Consider the following 26,040-nt stretch of genomic DNA (forward strand, 5'->3'; position numbering starts at 1 on the left):
TCCGGCGACCGGGGGCGGCGGCCCGCGCGGATCAGGTCGCGTCGAGCTGGAGGTAGCGCAGCACCGCGAGCACGCGGCGGTGGTCACCGGCGTCGGGCGCGAGGTCGAGCTTGCCGAAGATCGAGGTGACGTGCTTCTCCACGGCGCCGTACGACAGGAACAGCGCCTCGGCGATCGCGCCGTTGGACCGTCCCTGCGCCATGAGGCCGAGCACCTCGGACTCGCGCGGCGTCAGCCGGGACACCCCGGGCTCGACGCGGGCGGCGCCCATCAACTGGGACACGACCTCGGGGTCGAGGACGGTCCGGCCGTCGGCGATCCGCTCCAGGGCGTCCAGGAAGTCGGACACGTCCGCGACCCGGTCCTTGAGCAGGTACCCGACGCCGCGGGCGTCGCCGCCGAACAGCTGGGCGGCGTACCGGGTCTCGACGTACTGGGAGAACAGCAGCACGCCGAGCGCGGGGTGCGTGGCCCGCAGGGTCAGCGCGGCGCGCAGGCCCTCGTCGGTGAACCCCGGCGGCATCCGCACGTCGACGACCGCGATGTCGGGCAGCGCGTCGTCCGCGGCCAGAGCGGCGACGGACTCCACGAGGGCGTCGCCGTCGCCGACGGCCGCCACCACCTCGTGCCCGCGGCGGGACAGCAGGGCCACGAGCCCGTCCCGCAGGATGACCGAGTCCTCGGCGATGACGATCCTCATCGGGTGGTGCTCAGCGGCAGGTGCACGGTGACCACCGTAGGGCCTCCGACGGGGCTGTCGACGTCGATCGCCCCGTCGACGGCGGCGACGCGGTCCGCCAGCCCGGACAGGCCCGTGCCGCCGGACGCGCCCGGCAGGCCCGGGCGCGCCCCGCCGTGCCCGTCGTCCCGGACCCGCACCCGGAGCACGTCGTCCAGGACCTCGGCGCGGACGTACGCGCCCGTGGCGCCGGAGTGCCGCACCACGTTGGCGAGCAGCTCGGCGACAGCGAAGTAGGCGATCGTCTCGATCCCCGGGGGCTGCCGGCCCGGCAGGTCGACGTCGACCGTCACCGGCACGGGGCACCGCGCGCCCAGCGTCTCGAGCGCGACCGCGAGGCCGCCGTCCAGGGCCGGCGGGTGGATGCCGCGCGCGATCTCCCGCAGCTCGGCGAGGGTCTCCTTGAGATTCCCGTGCGCGTCGTCGAGCAGGGTGACCGTCTCGGCGTGCGCGGGGTCGGCGCTGGCCTCCAGCGCGAGGCGGTCCCGGGCGTCGCCGATCTGCATGGCGACCGCGACCAGCCGGGCCTGCGTCCCGTCGTGCAGGTCGCGCTCGATCTGCCGCAGGCGCGCGGCGGCGTCGGTGACCACGGCGCCGCGGCTCTGCTCCAGGTGCGCCACGCGCAGGCTGGCCGCCGTCGGGCCGAGCAGGCTGACGCTCAGCATCCGGAACAGGTGCCCGAACCCGAGCACCAGCCGGTGCCACACGAGGAACGCGAGCAGGCCGACCCCGATCAGGATCCACTGCCGCGCCGGGGTGTCGATGAAGTAGTCGGTGCCGAACGACGCCCCGCGGTGCAGCGTGCCGTCCGACGCCTCCTGCTCCGGCAGGAACCGGTACCAGTACCAGTGCGTGACGCCGCCGAGCGCGACGGCGAGGAACGTCGTGCTGGTCACGAACGACACGATGGACAGCGGGAACGCCAGCGCGCCGAACGCGATCCCCCGCCACCCCGACGCGTCGCCGAGCAGCCCGCCCATCCGGCGCCAGAAGCCGCGTCGCCGCCGGCGGGGCACCGGGGACGCGATCGCCGTGCCGAGCATGCCGCGGGCCATCCCGCGGTACAGCGCGCCCCAGATCCGGCCGCCGACGATCACCCAGCCGGCCACGAACAGCCCGACCACGGTGATCCCGATCGCCGGCGGCAGCACCACCGCGATCACGGCGTAGACGAAGCCGAACGGCGCGACCAGCAGGGCCAGGAAGAGGTAGCCGTACTCCCGCCAGGTCCGGGTCATCACGCCGGGCGCCCAGATGGCGCCGCGGGGCAGCTCCGCCGTGGTGTGCACCGGCCCCTGGCCGGGCACCGTCCCGGCGACCGGGCCGGGCGCGCCGGCGTACGCCGGGGACGCGGCTGTGGTCGGGTGGGTGGCGGACATGAGGTGCTCCTCGCGAGGCGCCGGACGGGCTGACCGCACCATCGTCCCGCGCGGGACCGCCTCAGTGGCACCCGGTCGTCCCGCCGGTCGCACCGGGGGCTGTCCCCCTCCCCGCGCCGGGGGAAACCCGACCGTGAGGTCACAAAGAGGTAACGATCCAAGGAATGGTAAAACCGCAGGTCAGCGCGTCGATCGTCCGGCCGAGTCGTCCCATCATCCACCGAAAACACACGGCCCGGCTTCGCCATCCGCGCCGGGATGGGGCACGGTAGACCACGACCAGATCGACGAACGGTCGGCGTGTGACGCCTGTCTCCGGCCCTCGCAGCGCCCCCTCCCCGGGGCCGCACGAGCGAGGGCCGCGGCGCGTCCGCCGCCGCGCAGCTGGCCCCCTCCGGGTGGGCCGCGCGGGCGCGCCGACCTCGATGCGCCGCCCCCGGCACGTCCCGCCCCCGGGACGCACCCGACCTCGCTCCGGCGGGGGGACGGGGCCGCGCGTCATGACGTGACGAGGGTGGAGAAGTGACAGGACTGCGCGTCGAAGGCGTGTACAAGGTGTTCGGCCGACGGCCGGGCGAGGCCGTCAAGCGGCTCCGGGACGGGGCGACCCGCGACGACGTCCGCCAGTGGGGCACCGCGGCGGTGATCGACGTCGACCTCGAGATCGCGAGCGGCGAGACCTTCGTGGTCATGGGTCTGTCGGGTTCCGGCAAGTCGACCCTGATCCGGATGCTGAACGGGCTGTGGCGGCCCACCGCCGGGCGCGTGCTGCTCGGCGACGACGACCTCGGTGCGGTGAGCGCGGGCCAGCTGCGCACCATCCGCCAGCAGAAGGTCTCGATGGTGTTCCAGCACTTCGCGCTGCTGCCGCACCGCACCGTGCTGGACAACGCCGCCTACCCGCTGGCGCTGCAGGGCGTCGACAAGGAGACCCGCCGCGCGAAGGCGCACGAGGCGCTCGAGATGGTCGGCCTCGGCCAGTGGGCGGACTCGCTCCCCCACGAGCTGTCCGGCGGCATGCGCCAGCGCGTGGGCCTGGCACGCGCCCTGGCCGCGGACACCGACATCCTGCTGATGGACGAGGCGTTCTCCGCGCTCGACCCCCTGATCCGCCGCGAGATGCAGGACCAGCTGCTCGAGCTCCAGCAGACGCTCGGCAAGACGATCGTGTTCATCACGCACGACCTGAACGAGGCCATGTACCTCGGCGACCGGATCGCCGTCATGCGGGACGGCCGCGTGGTCCAGGTCGGCACCAGCGAGCAGATCCTGTCGAACCCGGCCGACGACTACGTCGCGCAGTTCATCGCCGACGTCGACCGCACCCGCGTGCTGACCGCCTCCTCGGTGATGCGCCGCCCCGCGGCGACCGCCTTCCTCGCCGGCGGACCGCGCCAGGCGCTGCGCACCATGCGGGACGCGCAGGTGGCCGCCGCGTACGTCGTCGACCGCTCCCGCGTGCTCAAGGGCATCATCCGGGACGCCGACGCCGTCGACGCCACCCGCGCCGGCAAGGAGACCCTGGACGGCCTGGTCGACGACAGCCTCACCTCGGTCTCCGTGGACACGCCGCTCGCCGAGGTGTTCGCGCCCGCCGCCGAGTCCCCGCTGCCCGTGCCCGTCACGGACGACAAGGGCCGCCTGGCCGGCGTGATCCCCCGGGCCATCCTGCTGGAGGCGATGGTCCCGCCGGAGACGAGCACGCCGCCGCGCGGCACCCCGGTCACGGGGTCCGCCGGCGCTCCCGCTCCCGGCGAGCCCGAGCCCGGCGACCCCACCGACACCCCGAGCACGAGCGCCGACGCCGCCACCGCGGCCCCGACCGCCGGCCGGGCCACCGACACGACGGAGGTGCGCGCGTGAGCGTCTCGATCCTCGCCCTGGAGACCACCGACACCGGTGTCCCCCGCCTGCCGCTCGGCACGTGGGTCGACACCGGCATCGACTGGGTCACCTCGACCTTCCGCGGCGTCTTCTCCGCGATCAAGAGCGTCCTCGAGGGCGCCTACGACGGCCTGGACGTGGTGCTCAGCGGCCCGCCGTTCTGGCTGGTCGCCGTCGCGCTGGCGCTGATCGCCCTGTTCGCGAAGGGCTGGAAGCTCGCCGTCGGCACCCTCGTCGGGCTCGTCGTCATCGCGGGCGTGAACCAGTGGGGCAACGCGATGGACAGCCTGGCCCTGGTCATCCTGGCCAGCGCGGTGGCCCTGCTGCTCGCCGTCCCGCTCGGCATCTGGGCCGCCCGCAACGACCACGTGTCGCGCGCGATCCGGCCGGTGCTGGACTTCATGCAGACCATGCCGGCGTTCGTGTACCTGATCCCCACCGTGGTGATCTTCCGCGTCGGTGTCGTCCCCGGCATCGTCGCGACCGTCATCTTCGCCATGGCCCCGGGCGTCCGGTTCACCGAGCTCGGCCTGCGCCAGGTCGACCGCGAGGTCGTCGAGGCGGGGCACGCCTTCGGGTCCTCCGAGGGCCGCATCCTCCGCCAGATCCAGCTGCCGCTCGCGATGCCGACCATCATGGCCGGCGTCAACCAGGTGATCATGCTGGCCCTGTCGATGGTCGTCATCTCCGGCATGGTCGGCGCCGGCGGCCTCGGCGGCGACGTCGTCCAGGCCCTGCAGCGCGTCAACGTCTCCCTCGGGTTCGAGGCCGGCCTCGCGGTGGTCATCCTCGCGATGTTCCTCGACCGCGTGACGTCCGCGCTCGGCACCCGCTCGAGGACGGCCCGGGCCGTGGCAGCCGCCACGAAGTCCTGACGCCGCACCCCCCCCGCTTCCCGGGTCCTCCCGGACCCACCGCACGCCCACCGGACCGGCGCCGGCACGATGCCGCGCGCCCCTCAGGAAGGACACCATGCACAACCGCACCCGCCGTACCGCCCTGGCCGCCTCGGCCCTCGCCGCCGGCCTGGCCCTCACGGCCTGCGCCTCCGACTCGGGCTCCGACGGCGCCTCGGACGGCGACCGACTGGACAACGGCGACCTGTCGACCGTCTCCATCGGCGTGCACTCCGGCTGGGACGAGGGCATCGCCGTGTCGGCGCTGTTCGCCGAGATGCTGGAGGCCGACGGCTACACCGTCGAGTCCCAGGAGGCCGACGCGGGCGTCGTCTACACCGGCCTGACCGGTGGTGACTTCGACGTGAACTTCGACATGTGGCTGCCGACCACGCACGCCGACTACCTCGAGCAGTACGGCGACGAGATGGAGCAGCTGGGCGTCTGGTACGACGACGCGAAGCTCACCATCGCGGTGAACGAGGACGCGCCGATCACCTCGCTGGACGAGCTCGCCGCGAACGCCGACGAGTTCGGCAACCGGATCGTCGGCATCGAGTCCGGCGCCGGCCTCACCCGGATCACCCAGGACGAGGCGATCCCGGCCTACGGGCTGGACGACATGGAGTTCGTCGTGTCCTCGACGCCGGCGATGCTGGCCGAGCTGCAGGGCGCGACCGACGCCGGCGAGAACATCGCCGTCACGCTGTGGCGCCCGCACTGGGCGTACGACGCCTACCCCGTCCGCGACCTGGAGGACCCCGAGGGCGCCATGGGCGAGGCCGAGGAGATCCACACGGTCGGCCGCACCGGTTTCAGCGAGGACTACCCGACGCTGACCAAGCTGATCGAGGCCTTCACGCTGACCGACGAGCAGCTGTTCTCGCTCGAGAACATCATGTTCAACGAGAACGGCGGCTCGGACCCCGAGGGCTCCGTGCAGCAGTGGCTGGACGAGAACCCGGACTTCGTCACGGACCTCAAGGAGCAGGCGGGCGTCTGACGGCCTCTGCTCGCTCACGACCACGCCCCGGGACCGCAAGGGTCCCGGGGCGCAGTCGTCTCCGCCGAGCGGGCAGCACATGTCCCCTCGGGCGCTGCCGAGGGGACACGTACTGCCCGCTCGGCGCGGGGGTCAGGCAGGGACGTCCGCGTGGCGGATGTCCGGCTCGAGGTAGATGACGCGGGCGATCGGGACCGCGGCGCGGACCCGCTGCTCGGCGGCGTCGATCGCCGTCGCCACGTCCGCCGCGCTCGCCGTCGCCGTCACCTCGATCTTGGCGGCGACCAGGAGCTCCTCCGGGCCCAGGTGCAGGGTGCGCAGGTGGATGACCGACGGGACGCCCGCGCCGACCAGCGCGGCGCGGATCGCGTCGACGTCCTTGCGGGTCGCGGACTCGCCCAGCAGCAGGCTCTTGGTCTCCATCGCCAGCACGATCGCGATCAGCACCAGCAGCACGCCGATCGCGGCCGACCCGACCGCGTCCCAGCGGCCGTCGTGCGTCACCAGCGTCATCGAGACGCCGAACAGCGCCAGCACCAGGCCGACCAGCGCGCCGAGGTCCTCGAGCAGGACGACGGGCAGCTCGGGCGCCTTCGCCGTGCGGATGTAGGACACCCAACCCTGCTTGCCGCGGACGTGGTTCGCCTCGACGATCGCGGTGCGGAACGAGAACGACTCCATGACGATCGCCGCCACGAGCACGACGATCGGCACCCACTGCCAGGACTCGATCGGGTGCGGGTCCGAGAACTTGTGCCACGCCTCGTAGAGCGCGAACAGGCCACCGAGGCTGAACAGCACGATCGAGACGATGAACGCGTACATGTAGCGCTCGCGCCCGTACCCGAACGGGTGCTCCTCGTCGGCCGCCCGCCGCGCCCGCTTCCCGCCGAGCAGGAGCAGCACCTGGTTGCCCGAGTCGGCCAAGGAGTGCACCGACTCCGCCAGCATCGAGCTGGAGAACGTGAGCAGGTAGGCGATGAACTTCGTCACCGCGATGCCCAGGTTCGCGGACAGCGCGGCGATGATCGCCTTGTTCCCGCCTCCGTGTGCCATGCCCGTCCTTCCGCCGTGCCACCGCGCACCGGTGCCGGGCGCGGGGGCCGCTGCAGGCCCGAGCGGTGATGCTAGACCGCGCGGGCCTCGTCGGCGAGGAGGACGGGGATGCCGTCGCGCACGGGGTACGCGAGGGGGCGGTCCGGGTCGGTCGAGACGAGCTCCGGCTGCCCGCCGGGCCCCACCCCGTCGACCAGCGTCGCGCCCGTCACCGGGCAGCGCAGCAGCTCGCGGACCCAGGGCGCCAGCCCCGTGGTCCCCGCCGGCCCGGGCACGGTGCTCACGCCTGACCGCCGGAGCGGACGAGCGCGAGGACGTCGTCGCGCACCTTCTCCATGATGTCCTCGTCGGCGGCCTCGACGTTGAGCCGCAGCAGCGGCTCCGTGTTGGACGCCCGCAGGTTGAACCACCACTGCGGGTGGCCGTCCCAGTGCGACACGGTCAGGCCGTCGAGCTCGTCGACGACGACGGGGCCCGCGCCCTGCTGCTCGACGTAGGCGTGCACCACGCGCTCGCGCGCCGCGGCGACGTCGGCCACCCGGGAGTTGATCTCCCCGCTGGCGACGTAGGGCTGGTACTGCTCGGCGAGCGCCGACAGGGGGTGCGGCTGGCCGCCGAGCGCCGCGAGCACGTGCAGCGCCGCCAGCATGCCGGTGTCCGCGAAGAAGAAGTCGCGGAAGTAGTAGTGCGCCGAGTGCTCGCCGCCGAACACGGCGTCGGACTCGGCCATCTGCGCCTTGATGAACGAGTGGCCGACGCGGGTGCGGACGGCCTTCGCGCCGGCGGCCGTCACCAGGTCCGGCACCACCATCGAGGTGATGAGGTTGTGGATCACCGTCGGGGTGCGGCCCGCGGCCTTCTCCCGCTCGATCTCGCGCAGGCCGACCAGGGCCGTGATGGCGGACGGGCTGACCGGGTCGCCGTTCTCGTCGATGACGAAGCAGCGGTCGGCGTCGCCGTCGAACGCCAGGCCGATGTCGGCGCCGTGCTCCACGACGGCCTTCTGCAGGTCGCGCAGGTTCTCCGGCTCCAGCGGGTTCGCCTCGTGGTTGGGGAACGTGCCGTCGAGCTCGAAGTACAGCGGCACGACGTCCAGCGGCAGCTCCGGGAGCCCGGCACCGGTGCCGAGGACCGCGGGGGCCGTGAAGCCACCCATGCCGTTGCCGGCGTCGACCACGACCTTGAGCGGGCGGATGCCCGACAGGTCCACCAGGCCGCGCAGGAACGCGGCGTAGTCGGCCAGCAGGTCCTGCTCGGTGATCTCGCCGGTGCGCGCACCCGCGGCGGCGGCGGGCAGCCCGGTGCCGAGGTACTGCGACGCCAGGTCGCGCACCTGCGACAGCCCGGAGTCCTGCCCGACCGGGCGGGCCCCGGCGCGGCAGAGCTTGATGCCGTTGTACTCGGCCGGGTTGTGGCTCGCGGTGAACATCGCGCCGGGGATGTCGAGCTCGCCGGACGCGAAGTACAGGCCGTCGGTCGAGCACAGGCCGATCGTGATCACGTCGACGCCGCGCGCCGCGAGCCCCTCGGCGAACGCGCCGACCAGCTCGGGGCCGGAGGGGCGCATGTCGTTGCCGATCACGACGCGGGGCGTGGCGCCCTCGCGGACCTCCGGCAGCACGACGACGTCGGCGAACGCGGCACCGATGGCCCGCGCCACGTCGGCGTTCAGCTGGTCCGGGACGGTGCCCCGGACGTCGTACGCCTTGATCAGGCCGGTCAGGTCGGGGAGCGCGGGGGTCTCAGGCACGCCCGTCACGGTATCCCATGCGGGGCCCCGCCGACCTGCGGCGATCAGGCCTTGCTGGACCGCCGGACGACCTCGTCCCGGCTGAGCGACGTGCCGTCGCCCGCGAACGGGAACCACGCCCGATGCTCGCACTCGTGGCACGACACGAAGGTCACGTCGGTGCCGTCCGCGAGCGCGAGGTGCAGGCGGGTCAGGCGGGTGGACCCGCACACCTCGCACTCCCCCGTGCCCGGCGCGTGGACACCGCTCGCGGGGGCGCTCAGCGAGCCCAGCGGCGTCGCCTCGGGCTCGCCCCGGCGGCCCTTCCGGCGCCCGGCACCGCCCCCCGCGGTCGCCACGACGGTCAGCCGTCCTCGCCGCGCAGCACCCGCAGGTGCCCGCGGCGGCGGGTCTCGGTGTCGGCCAGCGCGCTGGCCGGCGCCAGCCCGTCCGGCACGGCGGCCGCGTGCCGGCCCGGCGCGAGGGCGGGACGACCCGCCTCGCGCACGGCGTCGGCGAGCGCGACCAGGTCGTCGTGGCTCGGGCCGGCCTCGACGAACTCCGGGGTCAGCCGGACGACCTCCCAGCCCCGGGGGGCCGTCAGGCGCGAGGCGTGCTCGGCGCAGAGGTCGTAGGAGTGCGGCTCGGCGAGGGTCGCGAGCGGGCCGAGGACGGCGGTCGAGTCCGCGTACACGTACGTGAGGGTGGCGACCGCCGGACGACCGCACGCGGTGCGGGAGCACTGGCGGACGGGTCTCACGGTGTAGACGGTACCGCCGCCCGGGCCCGGGAGGCGCGCACGACCCGCGCACCTCACCCGGTTACAGTGCCCGGGTGGCACACCGTCGGTACGTCTCCGCGCTCCCCGGCGACCGTGGCCCCGGCTCGCCCGGGGCCGGCGGGCCGGTCCGCCGCCGCGACCGGCGGGGCCGCGGGATCCGCGGGCCCCTGCTGCCGGCGACGCTGCCCGCGCACCGCACCCGGGCCGAGCGCTTCGACGACCTGGTGCTGGACTCGGTGGAGCGGCTGGAGGCCCGCTGGGGCGCGTTCCTGGACGGCGTCGAGTTCGCCGTCGAGGACGTGCCGCCGTCGAACCCCGCGCCCTGGGAGTCCGGCGGCGTGCCGCTGGGCCGCTCGTTCCCCGCCCAGCCGGGCCTGCCGCCGCGGATCGTGGTCTACCGCCGGCCGGTCGAGTCCCGCGCCGGGGACGCCGACGAGCTCGCGGACCTGGTGCACGAGGTGGTCGTCGAGCAGGTCGCGCACCACCTGGGCCGGTCCCCCGACGAGGTGGACCCCGAGCTGGGCGACGGGCGGTAGCCTGACCCGGCCATGACGACGCCCACCCCCGACCCGCGCCCCGCTCCGACCGCCGACCCCGAGGCGCCGGCCGCACGCCGCGCGGTCCGCGTGGTGAGCATCGTGTTCCACCCCGGCGACGAGCTGGCCGACTTCACCCGCTCCCTCGCCACCGCGACGACGGCGGACGTCGAGCTGGTGCTGGTCGACAACGGCACGGCCCCCGAGGTCGCCGACCGGGTCGCGGCCGAGGCGGGCGGCCGGGTGCTGCGCACCGGCGCGAACCTCGGCTACGGCGGGGGCGCGAACGCCGGCGCGCGGGGCGCCGCGCAGCCGTGGATCGTCGTCGCCAACCCCGACGTGGTGTGGGAGCCGGGCTCGCTGGACACGCTGCTCGACGCGGCCGACCGGCACCCCGCCGTGGGGGCGTTCGGGCCCGCGCTGCTCAACGAGGACGGCACGGTCTACCCGTCGGCCCGCGAGCTGCCCTCGCTCACCCAGGGGGTCGGGCACGCGCTGCTCGGCAAGGTCTGGCCGCACAACCCGTGGACCCGGCGCTACCAGGCTCGCCAGGAGACCGCCGGTCAGGAGCGGGTGGCCGGCTGGCTGTCCGGCGCGTGCCTGCTGCTGCGCCGGGACGCGTTCGAGGCGGTCGGCGGGTTCGACGAGGACTACTTCATGTTCTTCGAGGACGTCGACCTGGGCGAGCGCCTCGCGCTGGCGGGCTGGCCCAACCTGTACGTGCCGGCCGCGCGGGTCACGCACGTGGGCGGGGTGTCCTGGAAGGCGCGGCCGGCCGCGATGATCTCCGCGCACCACGCCTCGGCCGAGCGCTACCTGCACCGGCGCTACGGCCGCTGGTACCAGTGGCCGGTCCGCCTGGCGATCTCCGCCGGGCTGCGGGCCCGCGAGGTCGTGGAGCTGCGCGCGGCGCGCTGAGCCGCTCCGGTCCGGTCCGTCTGGGTCGGCGCGGGCGCTCAGTCCAGCCCGAGGCGCGTCCCCGCGCGCACCTGGGCCCGGTCGACGGCCGTCGCGTCCGTGAGCGGCGCGACCACCGAGAACAGCGTCCCGTCCGGCCGCGAGACGGAGGCCACGAGCGCCCAGGCGAGGTCGGCCGCGGGATCCGCCGGGGCCACGACCTCGAGCCCGACGACGTCGTCGCCCAGCTGCCGTCGGACGTCGAACGGCACGGTCGCGCCGACCGGGACCTCGACGTCCACCTCGTCCAGCAGGCCCGTCGCGCCGAACGCCCGCACGGTGACGGCGACGGTGGGACCGGTCGGCTGCTCGTCCGCCTCCGGGTCGGGTCGCTGACCCTGGGTCGGCTCCGGGGTCGGCGTCGCCGAGGGCGACGGCTCCGCGCCGGCCGGCGCGTCGCCGGTGGGGACCGCCGTGAGCGCCAGCGTGCCGCGCGTGCCCGGCGGCACGGCGACCAGACCGGTCCCCGTCGTCCCGGACGCCGCCCACGCACGCTCCAGCCGCGGACCCACGTCCAGCTCCCCGGCCCGGCCCTCGCGGGCCAGCACGGCACCGGCGACCACCGGCGCGGTCGACTCGACGACCGCGGTGTAGGCGCCGGTCGCGAGCCCGCCGAGCGACAGGTCGGTGACCTCGCCGGGCGCCAGCTCGACGGCCTCCGCACCGGGCAGGGCGACGTCGCCGTCGGGCCCGAGCAACCGGACCGACGCGGTCGCGCCCTCCTCCCCCGGGGCGAGCAGCCGCAGCGCGCCCGCGTCGGGCGCGTCGACCTCCGTCGCGACCACGGTCACGCCCGGCACGACCTGCGTCGTCGCCGGGCCGACGCCGGCCGTCACCAGGTCGGTGCCGCGCGGGGTGAAGCCGTCCAGCAGCGAGTCCTGCAGGTACGCCGACACCTGACCGCCGGCGGCGGACACGCGCACCGCGATCCGGCGCTGCTCCGCGGCCACCCCGGGCAGCGCGAGGACGCGCTGCTCGCCGGGCGCCACCAGGAAGCTCGCGCCGTTCGCCAGGTCGACCGCTCCGGACGGACCCCAGGCCTCGACCGTGACGTCGGCCGCCGTCGCGCCCGGGTTCACCACCACGAGGTCCGCGGTGCTCTCCAGCTCGGTGCTGCCGCCCACCAGCCACACGTCGGCGGACGGCCGGGCGCAGGACGCCGCCGTCAGGCCGCGCAGGTCGCCGTCGGTCACGACGGACGACGTGGCACCGGCGACGCGGGCGGGCTCGCCGTCGACCGGGTCGGCGCGCAGGATCGTCGCGGCGGACGGCGACCGGACCTGCCCCGAGCCGTCGTCGAGCGCGGTGGGCGCGTCGCCGAGCACGGTCAGCGAGGCCGCACCGGACAGCACGGTGTCGAACGCCGACACGCGCTCCACCGGGGCGACGGGCACCCGGTCGAAGGCCGAGTCGCCCGACAGCGTGTCGTCCGGCAGCTGCAGCGGGCCCGGGCAGACCAGCGTCGTCGCCACCGGGGCGACCTCCACCGTCGCGGCGGGCAGCGGGTCGGCCGCGCTACGCGGCGCCAGCACGCCCAGGGCGACCGCACCGCCGGTCAGCGCCAGGACGAGCACGCCGGACAGCACGCGAGCGGCGCGCCCGCGGGACCGGGCACCGGCCGGGGCCGTCGGGCCCGCGGCAGCGGTCGGGTCCACGGGGTCCATCGGTTCCGTCACGGTCATCGTCTCCCTGCCCGTCGGCGCCGCACCGGCAGCGCGAGCAGCACGGCGAGCAGCCCCACGACGCCCTGCACCACCGTCCAGATCGTCTGGTCCGGCGCGGTGTGCACCACGACGAGCCGGCCGCCCTCCGCCCCGACCTCGAACGTCTGCCGCCACCCGTCCGTCACCGCGCGCAGCGGACGGCCGTCGAGGGTGGCCCGCCAGCCGGCGTCCGCCCGCTCGGCCAGCACCAGCAGCCGGCCGGGCTCACCCGGCTGGATCGCGGTGTCCACCCGTCCCACGACCCCCGGCTGCGCCGGCACCGCGACGGAGCCGCCGGCCAGCCCGGCGGCGTCCTCGGCCGCGGTGGCGTCGGGCACGAGGCGCGCCCAGGCGGTCACGACGGACGGGGTCGCCGGTGCGTCGGCGCTCTCCGTGCCGTCGGCGCCGTCGGTGGCGGCGTCCTCGCCCACGGCGCCCGCCGAGGGCTGCACGCGCCAGATGACGCCCGCGTCGCCCTCGTTGATCCGCTCGAGGCCCGGGGTCGAGTCCAGCCTGCCGACGAGCGCCGTGCGCGCCTGGGCGGCCTGCGGGTCGTCGGCCTGCGCGGCCGGCAGCGGCGGCACCAGCACGTCGGCGACCGCCAGCGCCGCCAGGTCCGCGGACACGTCCGCGCTCGACCCGACGGCGAGCGTCCCGACGACGGACTCGAGCTCGGTCGCCGCCTCGTCCGCCGGTGCGGGCCGGGGCTCGGGCAGATCACCGGCGAGCTCGGCCGTGCGGGACGCCGCGGCCCCCTCGACCACCTGCGGGCCGTCCCCGCGGAACAGCTGCCAGTCCACCACGGCGTCGGGCTGCGCCGCCGAGGGCGCCAGCGCCAGGACGCGCGGGGCGTCCGCGGACTGCTGGGTCTGCCGCCCGATCGCCGGGACCACCGCGCGGTCCATCGTCGTGAGGTCGGCGGCCGCCCCGGCGCGCGCCTGCCACGCCCAGCCTCCCCAGGCGGCGAGCGGCAGCAGCACCACGACCGCGGTGACCACCGCGGCCGTCACCTGCCGCCAGCCGAAGGACGCGCCGTCGAGCCGGGCCCGTACCCCGCGGGTACCGAGCACCGCGGCCGTCAGGAGGCCGGCCACGGCCAGGGAGACGCCGGAACCGGCCCAGCCGACGACCAGCGTGCCGTCGTCGGCACCGACGCCCACGCGGCCGGCGACCAGCGCGACGGCGAGGCCCAGCGCGGCGACGAACCAGCCGATCCGGACCGCCCGCGCCTGCGGTGCACCGCGGAGCAGGGCCAGCAGCGCCAGCAGCAGCACCGCGGCACCGGTGACGGCGGGCCACCACGTCGCGACGCCGTCGGGCACCCAGCCGGGCAGCCACGACGGCACGAGCGCGCTCGCGTCGACGGGGACGCCCAGCAGCGCCGCCACGGGCGACGCCGGGTCCGACGCGACCGGGACACCCGGGTCCGCGAGCAGCAGCCGCAGGCCCTCGGTGCCGCGCCCGGCCGCCTCGGCCAGGGTCGGGCCCAGCAGCACCAGGGCGGGGACGACGGCCAGGACCACGCGCAGCCGCCGGCCGGCCGGGGCGCACGCGGCGACGACCAGCAGCGCGAGGACTCCGGGGAGCAGCAGCGCGGGCGCACCGGCCGCGACCACGGCGAAGGCCAGCGAGGCGGCCGCGGCGGCGGCGATCGAGCCGGAGGGACGCCGCGGCGCGAGGGCCTCGGGTGCGTCGACGGCACCGGGCGCGTCAGGGGTGTCGGGGGCGTCGGTGGCGTCGGTGGCGTCGCGTGCGGAGGTGCGGTCAGTGGCCGGCGTCCCCGGACCGGAACCGGGGCCCGCGTCCACCGCCGGCTCGTCGGAGACCCGTGCGGTCACCGCGGGCGTGCTGCCGCTCGTCGCGGCGACCACCCGCGTCCCCCGCACGGGTGTCGCGTGGTCGGCCTCGTCCCGGCCCCCGTCGTCCGCGCCCCGGACGTCGGCGGCGGTCGCGGGGTCGTCGCCGGTCGCGGGGTCGTCGGCGGGCGCGGCGTCCGCCGGGGCCACGGCGTCGTGCGGCTGCGACCCGTCGGCCTCGGACGTGCCGAGCGCGTCCGCCGCGTCGCCGTGCCCGTCGGCGGCCGGTACGCCGTCCGCCGGAGCCGCGTCCGCCCCGGTCCCGTCCAGGTCACCCGGCGTCTCGGCCCGTCCGGCGGCACGCCGCCCGCGCCGGCGCCCGGCCTTCTCGCCCGCGCGTGCCCACGCCTCCGGGTCCGGCCACTCCTCCGCGCCGACCTCGCGACCCGTCCCGCCGTCGCGCTCGTCGGCGCGGGCGGCGGTCGCGACGCCGGACAGCACCACGTCCACCTGCTGCGCACCGACGGCCCGCGCCAGGGCCAGCACCAGCCACGGCAGGGCGACGTGCACCAGCACGGCCCCGACCCGGCCCTCGCCGGCCGCGAGCAGCAGGCTCGGCAGCGCCGCCCAGACGACCGCGGCCCACGCCCGCACCCCGACGGACCGCGTGGCGGCGCCGGCGGCGAACCACGCCCCCAGACCGGACAGCAGCACGGACCCGAGCACCAGCACGGCCAGCGCGACGGCGAGGCTGCCGCCGGCGGCCGCCGTCCCCGGGAGCAGCACGGTCAGGAGGGCGTCGGCCGGTCCGGGGGTGCCGAGCCCGCCGGCCACCCAGCCGGCGGTCGACGCGTCCCACAGGTCGCCCAGCCGCGACGACGCCGCGACCAGCGCGCCCCCGACCAGGCGCTCGCCGCTCAGCGTGCCGAGCACGAGCGGGCCGAACGCCGCCCCGGTGACCACCACCAGGACGACCACCAGCGCCGCGAGCGCGGACCGGCGCCGCAGCGCCAGCGCGGCGAGCTCGCGCAGCTCGAGCTCGGACGGCGCGCGGACGACGCGGCGGGCCTCGACCCGGGTCAGGCGCCGGTCGCGCCACTGCTGCCAGACGGTCCGCCAGTCGGCCTGCAGCGGGTGCAGCGTGCGGCGCGGCACCGTCCGCGTGCGCCGGGCGGCCGCCCGGGCCCGGACGACGGCGGCGGGCCGCCCGAGCGCGCGCAGCGGCGCGGCGACCTCCGCGGCGGCGAGGCCGGGCTCCTTGGCGGCGATCCGCACGAGCACCCGCACGACGCCGGCGGCCAGCGCCATCAGCACGACGAGCGGCACCAGGGGCAGCGGCGCCCAGACCAGGCGCTGGTGCAGCAGGGCGGCACGGCGCGCGGCGAAGGACCGGCGCGGGTCGGCGCCGTCCGGCTCGCCGTCGGCGTCCAGGTCCACGATCGAGGCGGGGTCGGTGCCGGGGTCGCGCAGCCCGTGGTACCCGGCCTGGGCGTGCCGGACGACGGCCGCGGGCACCACGACCACGCGGTGGCCCGCCAGGCGCGCCCGGCGGGACAGGTCGAGCCCGTCGCCGAACGGCCCGAGCGCCGGGTCGGTGCCGCCGAGGTCGGACCAGACGTCGCGCCGGACGAGCGCACCGGCCAGCCCGACGCCGAGCACGTCCTCGCGGCCGTCGTGCTGGCCCTGGTCGACCTCGCCCGGCTCCATGTCGGTCATCCGGCGGCCGGAGCGGGTGGTGCGGGACCCGACCTCCAGCAGGCGGGCGGGCGCCGTCCACGTGCGCTGCTTCACGCCGGCCAGGGCGACCGACGGCGCGGCCTGCACGGCGCGCACCAGCTCGGCGAGCGCCGTCGGGTCCGGCGCCGAGTCGTCGTGCAGCAGCCACAGCCAGCGCGAGCCGCCGCCGGGCAGCGCGGCCTCGGCGGCCTCGGCGGTGCGGACGGCGTCGCCGAACGTGCGGGCGCCGGGAGCGGTCAGCAGCGTGGTGGACCCCGCGGGCAGCCCGGCGTCCCGGAGCAGCGCCGCCAGGCCGGGGTCGGGACGGTCGCCCACGTCCACGAGCAGGACCCGGGCGGGGGTACGCGTCTGGGCGGCCAGCGCGCGCAGCGTGGTCGCCAGGAAGGGGGTGCCGCCGCGGGCCACGACCACCGCCGTGACGGGGGCGGGGGCCGCGAGGGACCCCGTGGCGGGCGCGCCGGAGTGCGTGGTGTCGGACATGCTCACGACATCATGCGCCCCGGCGGGGACGCGACTCAGACCACACGCCGCTTGAGCTTGCGGCGCTCCCGCTCCGACAGACCGCCCCAGATGCCGAACCGCTCGTCGTTGGCCAGCGCGTACTCGAGGCACTCCGCGCGGACCTCGCAGCCGGTGCAGACCTTCTTCGCCTCGCGGGTCGAGCCACCCTTCTCCGGGAAGAAGGCCTCGGGGTCGGTCTGGGCGCACAGCGCGCGCTCCTGCCAGCCCATGATGCCGTCGTCCTCGGGCGTGCCGAACATGGGCAGCACGCTGGCCATGGTCGTGTCACCCTGAGGACTGGTCGCCTCCGTCGGGAAGGGTCCCTCGTCGTCGAGCAGACTCCACATGTGTGCCTCCCCCGTCGTGCGTCGCTACCGGTCACCTGATCGGCCGGTCGCGGTCGGCGCTGAGCCGTCCGCTGAGGGAATTACACGCGTGTCGTTCCGCGTAGTCAAGCGGGAGACTGGTAATGAAGCGCTTGCCGGGTGATATGTCCGATTGCTGATGGTCACGCCGGACCTAGGCTGCCGGGGTGCCCTCTTCCTCGCCCCGCCCCGCCGCCTCCGTGGCGGACGTCCTCCCCTCCCTGCTCAGCGAGCCGGGCCGTCCGCGGCTGACCTGGTACGGCCCCGCCGGCGAGCGGATCGAGCTGTCCGGCTCGGTGCTCGACAACTGGGTGAGCAAGACCACCAACCTGCTCGTCGAGGAGCTCGACGCCGGGCCCGGGACGCGGGTGCTGCTGGACCTGCCACCGCACTGGCGGACCGTGGTGTGGGCGCTCGCCACCTGGCGCGTCGGTGCGACCGTGGCCGTCGGCGCGCCGTCCGGCGCCGACGTGGTGGTCTCCGACCGGCCCGGCGCGCTGGATCTGCCCCGGCACGCCGGGGTCGTCGCCGTGGCCCTGCCCGCGCTGGCGCGCCGGTTCGACGGCGACCTGCCGGCCGGGGCGCTGGACGCCGCGCAGTCGGTGATGACCTACGGCGACGTGATCGGGTGGGTGCCCGCGGTGGAGCCGGCCCGCGACGCCCTCGACCTGGGCGCGACCCCCGTCCCGCACGACCGGCTGGTGGCGGACGCGCTCGGCGCCGCACCGGTGCCGGCCGGCACCCGGACGCTGCTGACCGTCGGCGACGAGCGGTCGGCCACCCCGGCGGTGCTGCTCACCGTGCTCGGGGTCCTCGCCGGTGGCGGCTCCGTCGTGCTGCTGCACCCCGAGCCGGGCGAGGGCCCCGACCGCGCCGACCGGATCGCGACGACCGAGCGCGTCACCGCCCGGCTCTGACCAGCGCCCTCAGCCGGCCGGTTGCACAAGTGCGGGGCTGACGGAGCCGTCGGGCTGCACCAGACCGACCCAGACCTCGCTCCAGGACGTGTCCACGGTGCGGGGCACCCCGACCAGGGTCCGGCCCAGGGTCGTGGAGGCCGTCCCGCCGACCGACGAGGCGGGCTGCTCGGTCCACGGGTAGTCGGTCACGTCGAACGACAGCGCCGCGACCGGCTCGTCGCCCCACGCGCGCCGGATCGCGGCCAGGTCGGCGGCGCTCGGCGGCTCGAGGACCTCGACCACCTCGACGTCGCACAGCACCCGCAGCGTCGCGAGGTAGCGGAACGGGCTCGAGTGCGTCCAGACGACGCGCTCGACGCCGAGGTCGGCCAGCGCGTCGCAGACGGCGTGCGCCTGGGTCGCGCGGCCGGAGAGCTCGACGACCGACGCGCCGGGGCGCCACGTGGTCAGCGGGAAGGCGACGACGGCGGCGGCGAGCGCGGCGGCGACGGCGCGGCGGAGGGTGGTGCTCCCGGCACCGAGCCACCCGCGCCGGCGGTCGCGGCCGACGGCGGGTGCGCCCCGCAGCGCGTCCAGCGCGCACGTCCCCGCGATCAGCAGGCCGGGGATCGTCGCGGGGAGCAGGCGCCGCACCGCCCAGATCTGGTCGGGCGTGATGCTCGGCCGCACCAGCGGGAAGACCGCTGCCACCGCGACCACGGCGACCAGGACGACCACCGCCGGGTCCCTGCGGGCGACGCCGCGTCGCGCGAGCAGGGCGAGACCCACGAACCCGAGCACCACCGCGGGGAGACCGAGGTACCAGACGACCCACGCCAGCGTCTGCTCGTCGTAGGAGCGCGCGCCGTCGAGCGGCTGCCCGGCAGCCGACTGCAGCACCTGGACCGCGTAGCCGAGGCCCGAGGCGGGGTCGAACGCCCTCCCCTGCCACCACAGCGGACGAGTGGCGAGCACCAGGACGAGCGCGACCACGGCACCGGCCGCGACGTCGCCCAGGCCGTGGCGCCGGCGCAGCGCGAGCAGGCGGGGTCCCCGCAGCACGCGGGACGGCACCAGCAGCAGGACGACCACGACGACCACGACGAGACCCGCAGCAGCCAGGAGCGCGGTGAGCTGGTCCGCGTGCTCGCGCACGTACTCGGGGCTGAGCCGGAGCACGTCGAGCACCCCGAGCGCCGTCATGGCGACCGCGGCAGCCAGTGCCGCGAGCGCCGACCGGACGGCGGCGCGCCGGTCGTGCGACCCGAGCGGCGACGCCCCGACCACCAGGTAGCCCAGTGCGAGGCCGACGACGACCACCGCCCCGTCGATCCGCGCGGCCGCGACCGCGCCGACCAGGACGCCCACGAGCCCGTGGGAGCCGGCGGCGCCGCGGCCGGCGCGGAACGCCCCGTGCGCCACCGCGAGGCCTGCGCAGAGCAGCGCGACCGTCAGCGGCTCGGTGTACGCGGCCCGGGTGAAGGTGAGGAACGGCAGGCTCAGCGCCATCGCGGCCGTGGGCAGCAGCGCCCAGAGCGGCCCCGCGAACCGGCGCGCCGCGGCGAACACGGCGAGCAGCGCGACGGCGCCGATCGTCAGGTTGCCCGCCAGCACCGCGCGCTCCCCACCGAGCCAGCCCTGCATCCCGAGGAGCGCGGGGAGCATCGTGTTGCCCTGCGCGTGCAGCAGCCCGTCCTGCAGCCAGAACGCCTCCGTGCCGGCGCTCGCGCCCGCGACGGCCGTGGCAGCCTGCTCGGCGGACCCGACCGGGACGAGGGCGGACGGGTGGTCCGCGAGCCAGAGGGCACGCAGGGTCAGGAACCCCGGGTCCCGGTTGACGACGACGTACTGCGCCGCGAACCGCGCGCCGACGGCCAGCCAGGCCGCCACCACGAGCAGCAGGGCGACCACCGCCGCGACCGCACGGGGGCCCCGGTCACGGGGGGTGTCGGCGAGGCCGGGGACCAGCCGCCACGTCGTCGCGACCAGCAGGCCGGCCGCGGGCAGGACGACCAGCGGCCGGAGCTGGCCGACCTGGGCCGCCAGCACCGCGACGACGCCGAGCAGCCCCAGCGCGACCGCGACCCGGTCGGGCAGCGCGAGCACCGCGGAACGCCACCGCTCCGCGGCGGGGCCTCCCCGCACGGAGGCCCTGGTCCGTCGCGGGCCGGTCACGTCACGGGACGTCGGCCTGGACCACCGTGCCGTCGCCCTGCACCGTCAGCGTCCCGTCCGACGCCGGGACGAACGCCGCCTGGCCCCGGGTCAGCTCGAGCTCGCCGTCGTGCTGCGACGACACGACCAGCCGGCCCTCGAGGCAGAGCAGCACGCGCGGTCCGCGCCCGGGCAGCGGGTGCACCAGCTCGTCCGACACCCCTGTCACCGACAGCTCGAAGTCGTCGACGGGTGCGTAGTAGACGCGGGTCGCGCCGTGGAACCGCTCGGGGGCGATCCGGATCGGCGGCGCCGCGACGTAGTCGACGTTGCGCAGCAGCTCGTCGACGTCCACGTGCTTGGGCGTCAGGCCCGCGCGCAGCACGTTGTCCGAGCTCGCCATGATCTCGACCCCGGTGCCGCTGAGGTAGGCGTGCACGCCGCCGGCCGGCACGAACAGCGCCTCCCCCGGGTGCAGCGTGACCGGGTTCAGCAGCAGCGAGGTGACGACGCCGGGGTCGCCCGGGTAGGCCTCCTGCAGCCGGACGACGGTGCGGTCGGCGCGCGGCGACGGCGAGCCGTCGGCGAGACGCGCGGCGCACGCCGCCGCCACCGCGCCGACGTCCTCGGCCGAGGGCCGCGTCTCCGGACGCAGCAGCCAGGTGAACACGGCCTCGATCCCGGCGGCGCCGGAACGGTCCGCCAGCATCGCGTGCAGCTCGTCCGTGAGCGGCGCACCGAGGTCCTTCAGGAGCTCCGCGGCACGCCGCGGCGCTCGGAACCCGCACAGCGCCTCGAACCGGGTGAGCGCGTACACGAGCTCGGGCTTGTGGTTGCGGTCGCGGAAGTTGCGGTGCGGGGCGTCGACCGGGACACCGGCCGCCTCCTCCTCCGCGTAGCCCTCGCGTGCGCGTTCGACGTGCGGGTGCACCTGCAGCGACAGCGGGGTCTCGGCGGCGATGATCTTGAGCAGGTACGGCAGGGCGGCACCGAACCGGGCCTGCACGTCCTCGCCCAGCACGCCCGCGGCGTCCGCGGCGATGACGTCCGTCATCGGGGCGCCGGGCCGGCCGTCGTCGCGGACGCAGTGCGACGGCGCGCTGGAGTGCGCGCCGAACCACGCCTCGGCGACCGGCGACCCGGTGACCTCGGTCCCGAGCAGGGTCGGGATCGCGGTGCGCGAGCCCCAGGCGTAGTTCTGGATGGCGTTCGTCAGGCGGTACACGTGGTTCCTCGTCGGAGATCGGCCGGCGGCGGCTCGGATGCTAGCGCGAGCCGCCCGCGGCCGGGGACAGGCTGAGCACGGCCGTCTCCCGCGGGTACGGCAGGGACGGCACCCAGCCGCGGTGGCGGACGACCCGGAGCCCGCTGCCGTCGATCGCGGCGCGGTACCGCGGCCGCTGGCTGTCGTCGAACAGCACGATCCCCCCGGGCGCGAGCCGGCGCACGGACTGCTCCAGGCACGCTCCGCGGGCGCGGCCGTCGACGACCACCAGGTCGAACTCGCCGGGCACGTCGTCGATCGACCGGACGTAGTCGGCGTAGTCCCGGCCCTGCTCGCCGCGGCGGGTGGAGGGGATCCGGGGCGTGGCGGACGTCGTCGGCGGGACCGTGATGAGGTCGACGGTCCCGTCCAGCCCGGCCTCCGCGAGGACCGTCGTCATCACCTCGGCGAACCCGACGTGGTGCTCGACGCTGTGCACCTCCGCGGCACGCCGGCCGAGCCAGACCGACGAGGCCCCGGAGCCGTACTCGAACACCCGGGCCCGGCCGCCGAGCGAGGTCAGGTGCTCCTCGACCGCGGCGATCGCCGGGTACGTCCACCACGGCACGTCCAGCGCGACGAGGTCCTCGACGTCGTGGATCGCGGCGAGCGTCCGGAGGTGGCCGCGGACGCTCACCGGGTCCTCCCGGTACGCCTTGTCGAGCCGCCCGAGCACCCCGGTGCGCTGGGCCACGCCGCGCGCCCCGCGGGACACCGCCACGTACGCCGACCGTGCGATCTCGCCGATTCCTGCCGCCGTCGGGCGGTCCTCCTCCATGGCCATGGTCGGAGATGCTACGTGCCGCGCCTATCCTCGTGCGATGCGCTCGTGGCGGAAGATCCTCGGAGCAGCGTTCTTCGCCCTCGCGATCGCGCTGCTCGTCGTGTCCGTCGTCCGGAACTGGGACGACCTCGCCGAGGCGATGACGCGTCTGCGCCTGTCCACGGTCCTGCTGGCCACCGTGGCGGCGGTCGCGGGCCTGGTGGCGCAGATGCTGTCGTGGCGCGCCCTGCTGGGTGGCACGGGTCCGGTGCCACCCGTCATGGCGTCGGCCAGGATCTACTTCCACGGCCAGCTGGGCAAGTACGTGCCCGGCAGCGTGTGGACCGTGGTCGCCCAGGCGGAGCTCGGCAAGGCCCACCGCATCTCCCGCGCGCGCAGCGCGGTGGTGGCGCTCGGGGCGATGGCCGTGATGGTCGTCGTCGGCGGCGCCTTCGCGGTCGTCTGCCTGGCTGCGGGAGCCCCCGGGTCGCTGACCGAGTACTGGTGGGCGGTCGCCGTGGTCCCCGTGGGCGTCGTCGGCCTGGCGCCGCCGGTCTTCAACCGCGCGGTCGCGCTCCTCATGCGCGTGACGCGGCGCGGCCCGGACACCGTCCGCGTCGACGGCCGCGGCCTGCTCGCGTCCGCGGCGTGGTCCCTCGCGATGTGGCTGCTCTTCGGGGCGCACGCCGCGCTGCTCGTGACCGACCTCCACCCGGACGGCGGGGCGACCGCGGTGGTGATCGCCGCCGGCGCGTTCGCGCTCGCGTGGGTGGTCGGGTTCGTCGTCATCATCGCGCCGGCGGGCGCCGGGCCCCGCGAAGCGGCTCTGGTGCTCGCGCTGAGCGGCCTGATGGGCCGGCCGGACGCGCTGCTCGTCGCCCTGGTCAGCCGGGTGGCGATGGTGGTCGCGGACGCGGTGGTCGCGGCCGGCGCCGCCGTCCGGGCGCGCGGGGCATCGACCCCCGCTAGCGAGACCCGTACTGGATCTCCTTGATCCGCTCCAGCTGGTCCTCCAGGAGGACCCGGTTGGTGCGCTGCAGGTCGGAGAGCACCCCGAGCGCGCCGGCGAGGAGCGCGGCCACGGACATGATGGCGGCGAAGATCAGCGACTGGATGTTGCCCGAGTTGTCGCCCTGCAGGATCCAGATGATCAGGAACCGCACCATGGGGATGAGCGCCAGCACGCCGAACACGACGGCGAGCGTCGCGAAGATGACGTACGGCTTGAACATCAGGTAGCTGCGGACGATGGCCGACCCGGACTTGGCCATGTGGTGGAAGATGTTCTTGAACAGCCGGGACTCGCGCGTCTTCGCGTTGGTGGTCACGGGGACGGAGGCGATCCGCAGCCGCTTGTGCCCCGCCTGGATGATCGTCTCCATGCAGTAGGAGAACTCCGTGACCACGTTCAGCCGGTAGAGCGAGGCGCGGGAGTACGCCCGGAACCCGCTCGCCGCGTCGGGCAGCCGCGTGTCGGCCGCCTTGTTCACGACCGCGCTGCCCACGCGCTGCATCAGGCGCTTGAACGGCGAGAAGTGCGCGATCGTGGCCGTCTGGCGGTCCGCGATCACGATGTCCGCCACACCCTCGATGATCGGCGTGACCAGGTCCGGGATCCGGTCCTGCGGGTACTGGTTGTCGCCGTCGGTGTTGACCACGATGTCGGCGCCGTGCGCCAGCGCGTAGTCGACGCCGTCCCGGAACGAGCGCGCCAGGCCCATGTTGCGCGAGTGCCGCACGACGTGCGTCACGCCCAGCTCGCGCGCGACCTCGACCGTGCGGTCGGACGACCCGTCGTCGATCACGAGGATCTCGAGCTCGTCCACCCCCTCGATCTCCCGCGGGATCGACGCCAGCACCGAGGGCAGCGTCTCCTCCTCGTTGAGGCAGGGGATCTGGACGAAGACCTTCATCACGTTCCTGGATCGAGGGAGGAGCCGGCGTTCGGGCGACTGCCGAGGTTACCTCACCCGTGCCCGGGACCCGGGTGGCCCCCGGGAACCGCCCCGATGGGCCAGACTGTGTGCCCATGCGCGGCATCATCCTCGCGGGAGGCTCCGGCACCCGCCTGCACCCGATCACCCTGGGCGTCAGCAAGCAGCTGGTCCCCGTCTACGACAAGCCGATGATCTACTACCCGCTGTCCACGCTGATCCTCGCGGGGATCCAGGACGTGCTGATCATCACGACGCCGCACGACGCGGAGCAGTTCCGCCGGCTGCTGGGCGACGGATCCCAGTTCGGCATCTCGATCAGCTACACCGTGCAGGCGGAGCCCAACGGCCTGGCCCAGGCGTTCGTGCTCGGGGCGGACTTCGTCGGCGACGACTCGGCGGCCCTGGTCCTGGGCGACAACATCTTCTACGGCCCGGGCCTCGGCTCGCAGCTGAACCGGTTCGAGGGCATCGACGGCGCCGCCGTGTTCGCCTACCGGGTCGCGGACGCCACCGCCTACGGCGTCGTGGAGTTCGACGCCGACGGCCGGGCGCTGTCGCTCGAGGAGAAGCCCGCGCAGCCCAAGTCGCCCTACGCCGTCCCCGGCCTGTACTTCTACGACAACGACGTGGTGGCGATCGCCCGCGACCTCGAGCCGTCGGCGCGTGGCGAGTACGAGATCACCGACGTCAACCGCGCCTACCTCGAGCAGGGTCGCCTGCAGGTCGAGGTGCTGCCGCGGGGCACGGCCTGGCTCGACACCGGCACGTTCGACTCCCTGCTCGAGGCGTCCGACTACGTCCGCACGATCGAGCACCGGCAGGGCCTGAAGGTCGGCGCGCCGGAGGAGGTCGCCTGGCGGCGCGGGTTCCTCAGCGACGACGAGCTGCGCGAGCGGGCCGAGAAGCTGGTGAAGTCCGGGTACGGGACGTACCTGCTGGGGCTGCTCGCCGACGGCCGGGACTGACGCCGGCGCGGGGCCCCGGTCCGGGGCCCCGCGCCGCACGGGTCGCGCTCAGCCGAGGACGGACTCCGCGGCCACGGCCCAGCGCTCCCGCCAGTCGCCGATGGGCTCGACGCCCGCGGCGCGCACGCTCGCGTGGTCGAGCACCGAGTACGCGGGGCGCGGCGCGGGCCGGGTGAACGCCGCGCTCGTGGTGGGCCGGACGATCTGCTCGTCGAGGCCCGCGGCGCCCACGACGGCCTGCGCGAAGCCGTGCCAGCTCACCTGGCCCGACGACGTCCCGTGGTAGGTGCCCGCGGGCGCCTGCGCCTGCACGAGCGCGACGACGAGCTCCGCGAGGTCGGCCGTCCAGGTGGGCTGCCCGACCTGGTCGTCGACCACGTCCAGGCCGCCGCGCTCGCGCGCGACCCGGGCGATCGTCTTCGGGAAGCAGCCGCCGTGGGCGCCGTAGAGCCACGCCGTCCGGACCACGAGCACGTCGTCCGCCCCGGCGCGCGCGGCCCACTCGCCGGCCAGCTTCGTGCGGCCGTAGGCCGAGCGCGGCGCCACGGGCGCGTCCGCCGGGTACGGGTCCGTCGCGGAGCCGTCGAAGACGTAGTCGGTCGAGATCTGCACGAGCCGGCTCCCCGAGGCGGCGCACGCGCGCGCGAGGTTCGCCGGGCCGACGGCGTTCACGGCGAAGGCGGCCGGCTCGTCCGTCTCGGCGGCGTCCACGGCGGTGTACGCGGCGCAGTTCACCACGACGTCGTAGCCGCGGACCGCGGCGAGGGTCGCCGCCGGGTCCGTGACATCGAGCCCGGCGCTGCCCAGCCCGTCGGCGTCGTACCCGCGCTCGCCGAGCACCCGCAGCAGGTCCTTGCCGAGCATGCCGGTCGCGCCGACCACCAACCACCGCACGTCGTCTCCTGTCCGTCCCGTCCGCCCCGGTCCGGGCGGACACCTCGTCCAACCTACCCGGCTGGATAGGCTGTGCCGCGTACCCGCCGCACGAAGGAGAAC

Annotated in this window: 23 protein-coding genes; 8 read left to right on the plus strand and 15 right to left on the minus strand. The window is 75.8% G+C overall.

Translation table 11 applies throughout. The features are described from left to right. Positions 1-31 precede the first annotated feature (31 nt). Positions 32-700 carry a response regulator transcription factor gene (locus AC1050_RS05735; protein WP_482386397.1) on the minus strand — a complete coding sequence of 223 codons (669 nt, stop codon included), beginning with the start codon at positions 698-700 and terminating at the stop codon, positions 32-34. After that, complete coding sequence (locus AC1050_RS05740; RefSeq protein ID WP_482386398.1) at positions 697-2,118, minus strand: sensor histidine kinase; 1,422 nt, start codon at positions 2,116-2,118, stop codon at positions 697-699. The genes AC1050_RS05735 and AC1050_RS05740 overlap by 4 nt, the downstream gene beginning before the upstream one ends. Positions 2,119-2,640: 522 nt before the next feature. Here AC1050_RS05740 and AC1050_RS05745 point away from each other — a divergent pair. From AC1050_RS05745 to AC1050_RS05755, 3 genes are all read left to right on the plus strand, one after another. Then, on the plus strand, positions 2,641-3,981 hold the full coding sequence (locus AC1050_RS05745) for a quaternary amine ABC transporter ATP-binding protein (RefSeq protein WP_482386399.1): 1,341 nt from the start codon (positions 2,641-2,643) through the stop codon (positions 3,979-3,981). Beyond that, the gene (locus AC1050_RS05750) at positions 3,978-4,877 is read left to right on the plus strand and encodes an ABC transporter permease (protein ID WP_482386400.1); all 900 of its coding nucleotides are present in this window, start codon (positions 3,978-3,980) and stop codon (positions 4,875-4,877) included. The genes AC1050_RS05745 and AC1050_RS05750 overlap by 4 nt, the downstream gene beginning before the upstream one ends. Before the next feature lie 97 nt (positions 4,878-4,974). Further along, positions 4,975-5,901, plus strand: a complete 927-nt coding sequence (locus tag AC1050_RS05755) for a glycine betaine ABC transporter substrate-binding protein (protein WP_482386401.1) — start codon at positions 4,975-4,977, stop codon at positions 5,899-5,901. 132 nt (positions 5,902-6,033) lie between these two features. On the opposite strand, the gene AC1050_RS05760 is transcribed toward AC1050_RS05755, so the two are convergent. The 5 genes from AC1050_RS05760 to AC1050_RS05780 all read right to left on the minus strand — a co-directional run bounded on the left by AC1050_RS05760 (position 6,034) and on the right by AC1050_RS05780 (position 9,446). After that, positions 6,034-6,957 carry a cation diffusion facilitator family transporter gene (locus AC1050_RS05760; RefSeq protein ID WP_482386402.1) on the minus strand — a complete coding sequence of 308 codons (924 nt, stop codon included), beginning with the start codon at positions 6,955-6,957 and terminating at the stop codon, positions 6,034-6,036. Between the two features lie 71 nt (positions 6,958-7,028). Next, on the minus strand, positions 7,029-7,241 hold the full coding sequence (locus AC1050_RS05765; protein WP_482386403.1) for a Trm112 family protein: 213 nt from the start codon (positions 7,239-7,241) through the stop codon (positions 7,029-7,031). After that, on the minus strand, positions 7,238-8,707 hold the full coding sequence (locus AC1050_RS05770; RefSeq protein WP_482386404.1) for a phosphomannomutase/phosphoglucomutase: 1,470 nt from the start codon (positions 8,705-8,707) through the stop codon (positions 7,238-7,240). Before AC1050_RS05770 ends, AC1050_RS05765 begins: the two co-directional genes overlap by 4 nt. 44 nt (positions 8,708-8,751) lie before the next feature. Further along, positions 8,752-9,045 (minus strand): hypothetical protein, encoded by a 294-nt coding sequence (locus AC1050_RS05775; protein WP_482386405.1) that lies wholly within the window; start codon positions 9,043-9,045, stop codon positions 8,752-8,754. 5 nt (positions 9,046-9,050) lie between these two features. Beyond that, entirely contained in the window at positions 9,051-9,446 is a 396-nt protein-coding gene (locus AC1050_RS05780) for a DUF3499 domain-containing protein (RefSeq protein WP_482386406.1), read from the minus strand. Positions 9,447-9,520: 74 nt separating this feature from the next. Here AC1050_RS05780 and AC1050_RS05785 point away from each other — a divergent pair, with 74 nt between their 5' ends. After that, a complete protein-coding gene (locus tag AC1050_RS05785; RefSeq protein ID WP_482386407.1) occupies positions 9,521-10,003 on the plus strand; it encodes a metallopeptidase family protein in 483 nt (160 codons plus the stop codon). Between the two features lie 12 nt (positions 10,004-10,015). Further along, positions 10,016-10,921 (plus strand): glycosyltransferase, encoded by a 906-nt coding sequence (locus tag AC1050_RS05790; RefSeq protein WP_482386408.1) that lies wholly within the window; start codon positions 10,016-10,018, stop codon positions 10,919-10,921. 38 nt (positions 10,922-10,959) lie between these two features. On the opposite strand, the gene AC1050_RS05795 is transcribed toward AC1050_RS05790, so the two are convergent. Genes AC1050_RS05795 through AC1050_RS05805 form a run of 3 tightly spaced genes read right to left on the minus strand, consistent with a single transcriptional unit; the run spans position 10,960 to position 16,975 of the window. Then, positions 10,960-12,636, minus strand: a complete 1,677-nt coding sequence (locus AC1050_RS05795; RefSeq protein ID WP_482386409.1) for a DUF5719 family protein — start codon at positions 12,634-12,636, stop codon at positions 10,960-10,962. A gap of 2 nt (positions 12,637-12,638) precedes the next feature. Continuing rightward, positions 12,639-16,676, minus strand: a complete 4,038-nt coding sequence (locus AC1050_RS05800) for a glycosyltransferase (RefSeq protein WP_482386410.1) — start codon at positions 16,674-16,676, stop codon at positions 12,639-12,641. A gap of 35 nt (positions 16,677-16,711) precedes the next feature. After that, complete coding sequence (locus tag AC1050_RS05805) at positions 16,712-16,975, minus strand: WhiB family transcriptional regulator (RefSeq protein WP_454050407.1); 264 nt, start codon at positions 16,973-16,975, stop codon at positions 16,712-16,714. Between the two features lie 254 nt (positions 16,976-17,229). Here AC1050_RS05805 and AC1050_RS05810 point away from each other — a divergent pair, with 254 nt between their 5' ends. After that, positions 17,230-17,979: a TIGR03089 family protein gene (locus tag AC1050_RS05810; RefSeq protein ID WP_482386411.1), complete on the plus strand. Its 750-nt coding sequence runs from the start codon at positions 17,230-17,232 to the stop codon at positions 17,977-17,979. 9 nt (positions 17,980-17,988) lie between these two features. On the opposite strand, the gene AC1050_RS05815 is transcribed toward AC1050_RS05810, so the two are convergent. From AC1050_RS05815 to AC1050_RS05825, 3 genes are all read right to left on the minus strand, one after another. After that, positions 17,989-20,067 (minus strand): hypothetical protein, encoded by a 2,079-nt coding sequence (locus AC1050_RS05815; RefSeq protein ID WP_482386412.1) that lies wholly within the window; start codon positions 20,065-20,067, stop codon positions 17,989-17,991. 70 nt (positions 20,068-20,137) lie between these two features. Beyond that, on the minus strand, positions 20,138-21,340 hold the full coding sequence (gene manA / locus AC1050_RS05820) for a mannose-6-phosphate isomerase, class I (RefSeq protein WP_482386413.1): 1,203 nt from the start codon (positions 21,338-21,340) through the stop codon (positions 20,138-20,140). 40 nt (positions 21,341-21,380) lie between these two features. Further along, on the minus strand, positions 21,381-22,163 hold the full coding sequence (locus tag AC1050_RS05825; RefSeq protein ID WP_482386414.1) for a class I SAM-dependent methyltransferase: 783 nt from the start codon (positions 22,161-22,163) through the stop codon (positions 21,381-21,383). 37 nt (positions 22,164-22,200) lie between these two features. Here AC1050_RS05825 and AC1050_RS05830 point away from each other — a divergent pair, with 37 nt between their 5' ends. Beyond that, complete coding sequence (locus tag AC1050_RS05830; RefSeq protein WP_482386415.1) at positions 22,201-23,136, plus strand: lysylphosphatidylglycerol synthase domain-containing protein; 936 nt, start codon at positions 22,201-22,203, stop codon at positions 23,134-23,136. On the opposite strand, the gene AC1050_RS05835 is transcribed toward AC1050_RS05830, so the two are convergent. Beyond that, on the minus strand, positions 23,108-24,055 hold the full coding sequence (locus tag AC1050_RS05835) for a glycosyltransferase family 2 protein (protein ID WP_482386416.1): 948 nt from the start codon (positions 24,053-24,055) through the stop codon (positions 23,108-23,110). The two genes, AC1050_RS05830 and AC1050_RS05835, sit on opposite strands and share 29 nt — an antisense overlap. A gap of 116 nt (positions 24,056-24,171) precedes the next feature. On the opposite strand from AC1050_RS05835, the gene rfbA reads away from it, so the two are divergent. Further along, positions 24,172-25,044 (plus strand): glucose-1-phosphate thymidylyltransferase RfbA, encoded by an 873-nt coding sequence (gene rfbA / locus AC1050_RS05840; RefSeq protein ID WP_482386417.1) that lies wholly within the window; start codon positions 24,172-24,174, stop codon positions 25,042-25,044. A 48-nt stretch (positions 25,045-25,092) separates the two neighbouring features. Here the strand turns inward: rfbA and rfbD are convergent, their stop codons facing one another. Further along, a complete protein-coding gene (rfbD, locus tag AC1050_RS05845) occupies positions 25,093-25,938 on the minus strand; it encodes a dTDP-4-dehydrorhamnose reductase (protein ID WP_482386418.1) in 846 nt (281 codons plus the stop codon). Between the last annotated feature and the right edge of the window lie 102 nt (positions 25,939-26,040).

Source organism: Cellulomonas sp. NEAU-ZC6 (assembly GCF_056844425.1).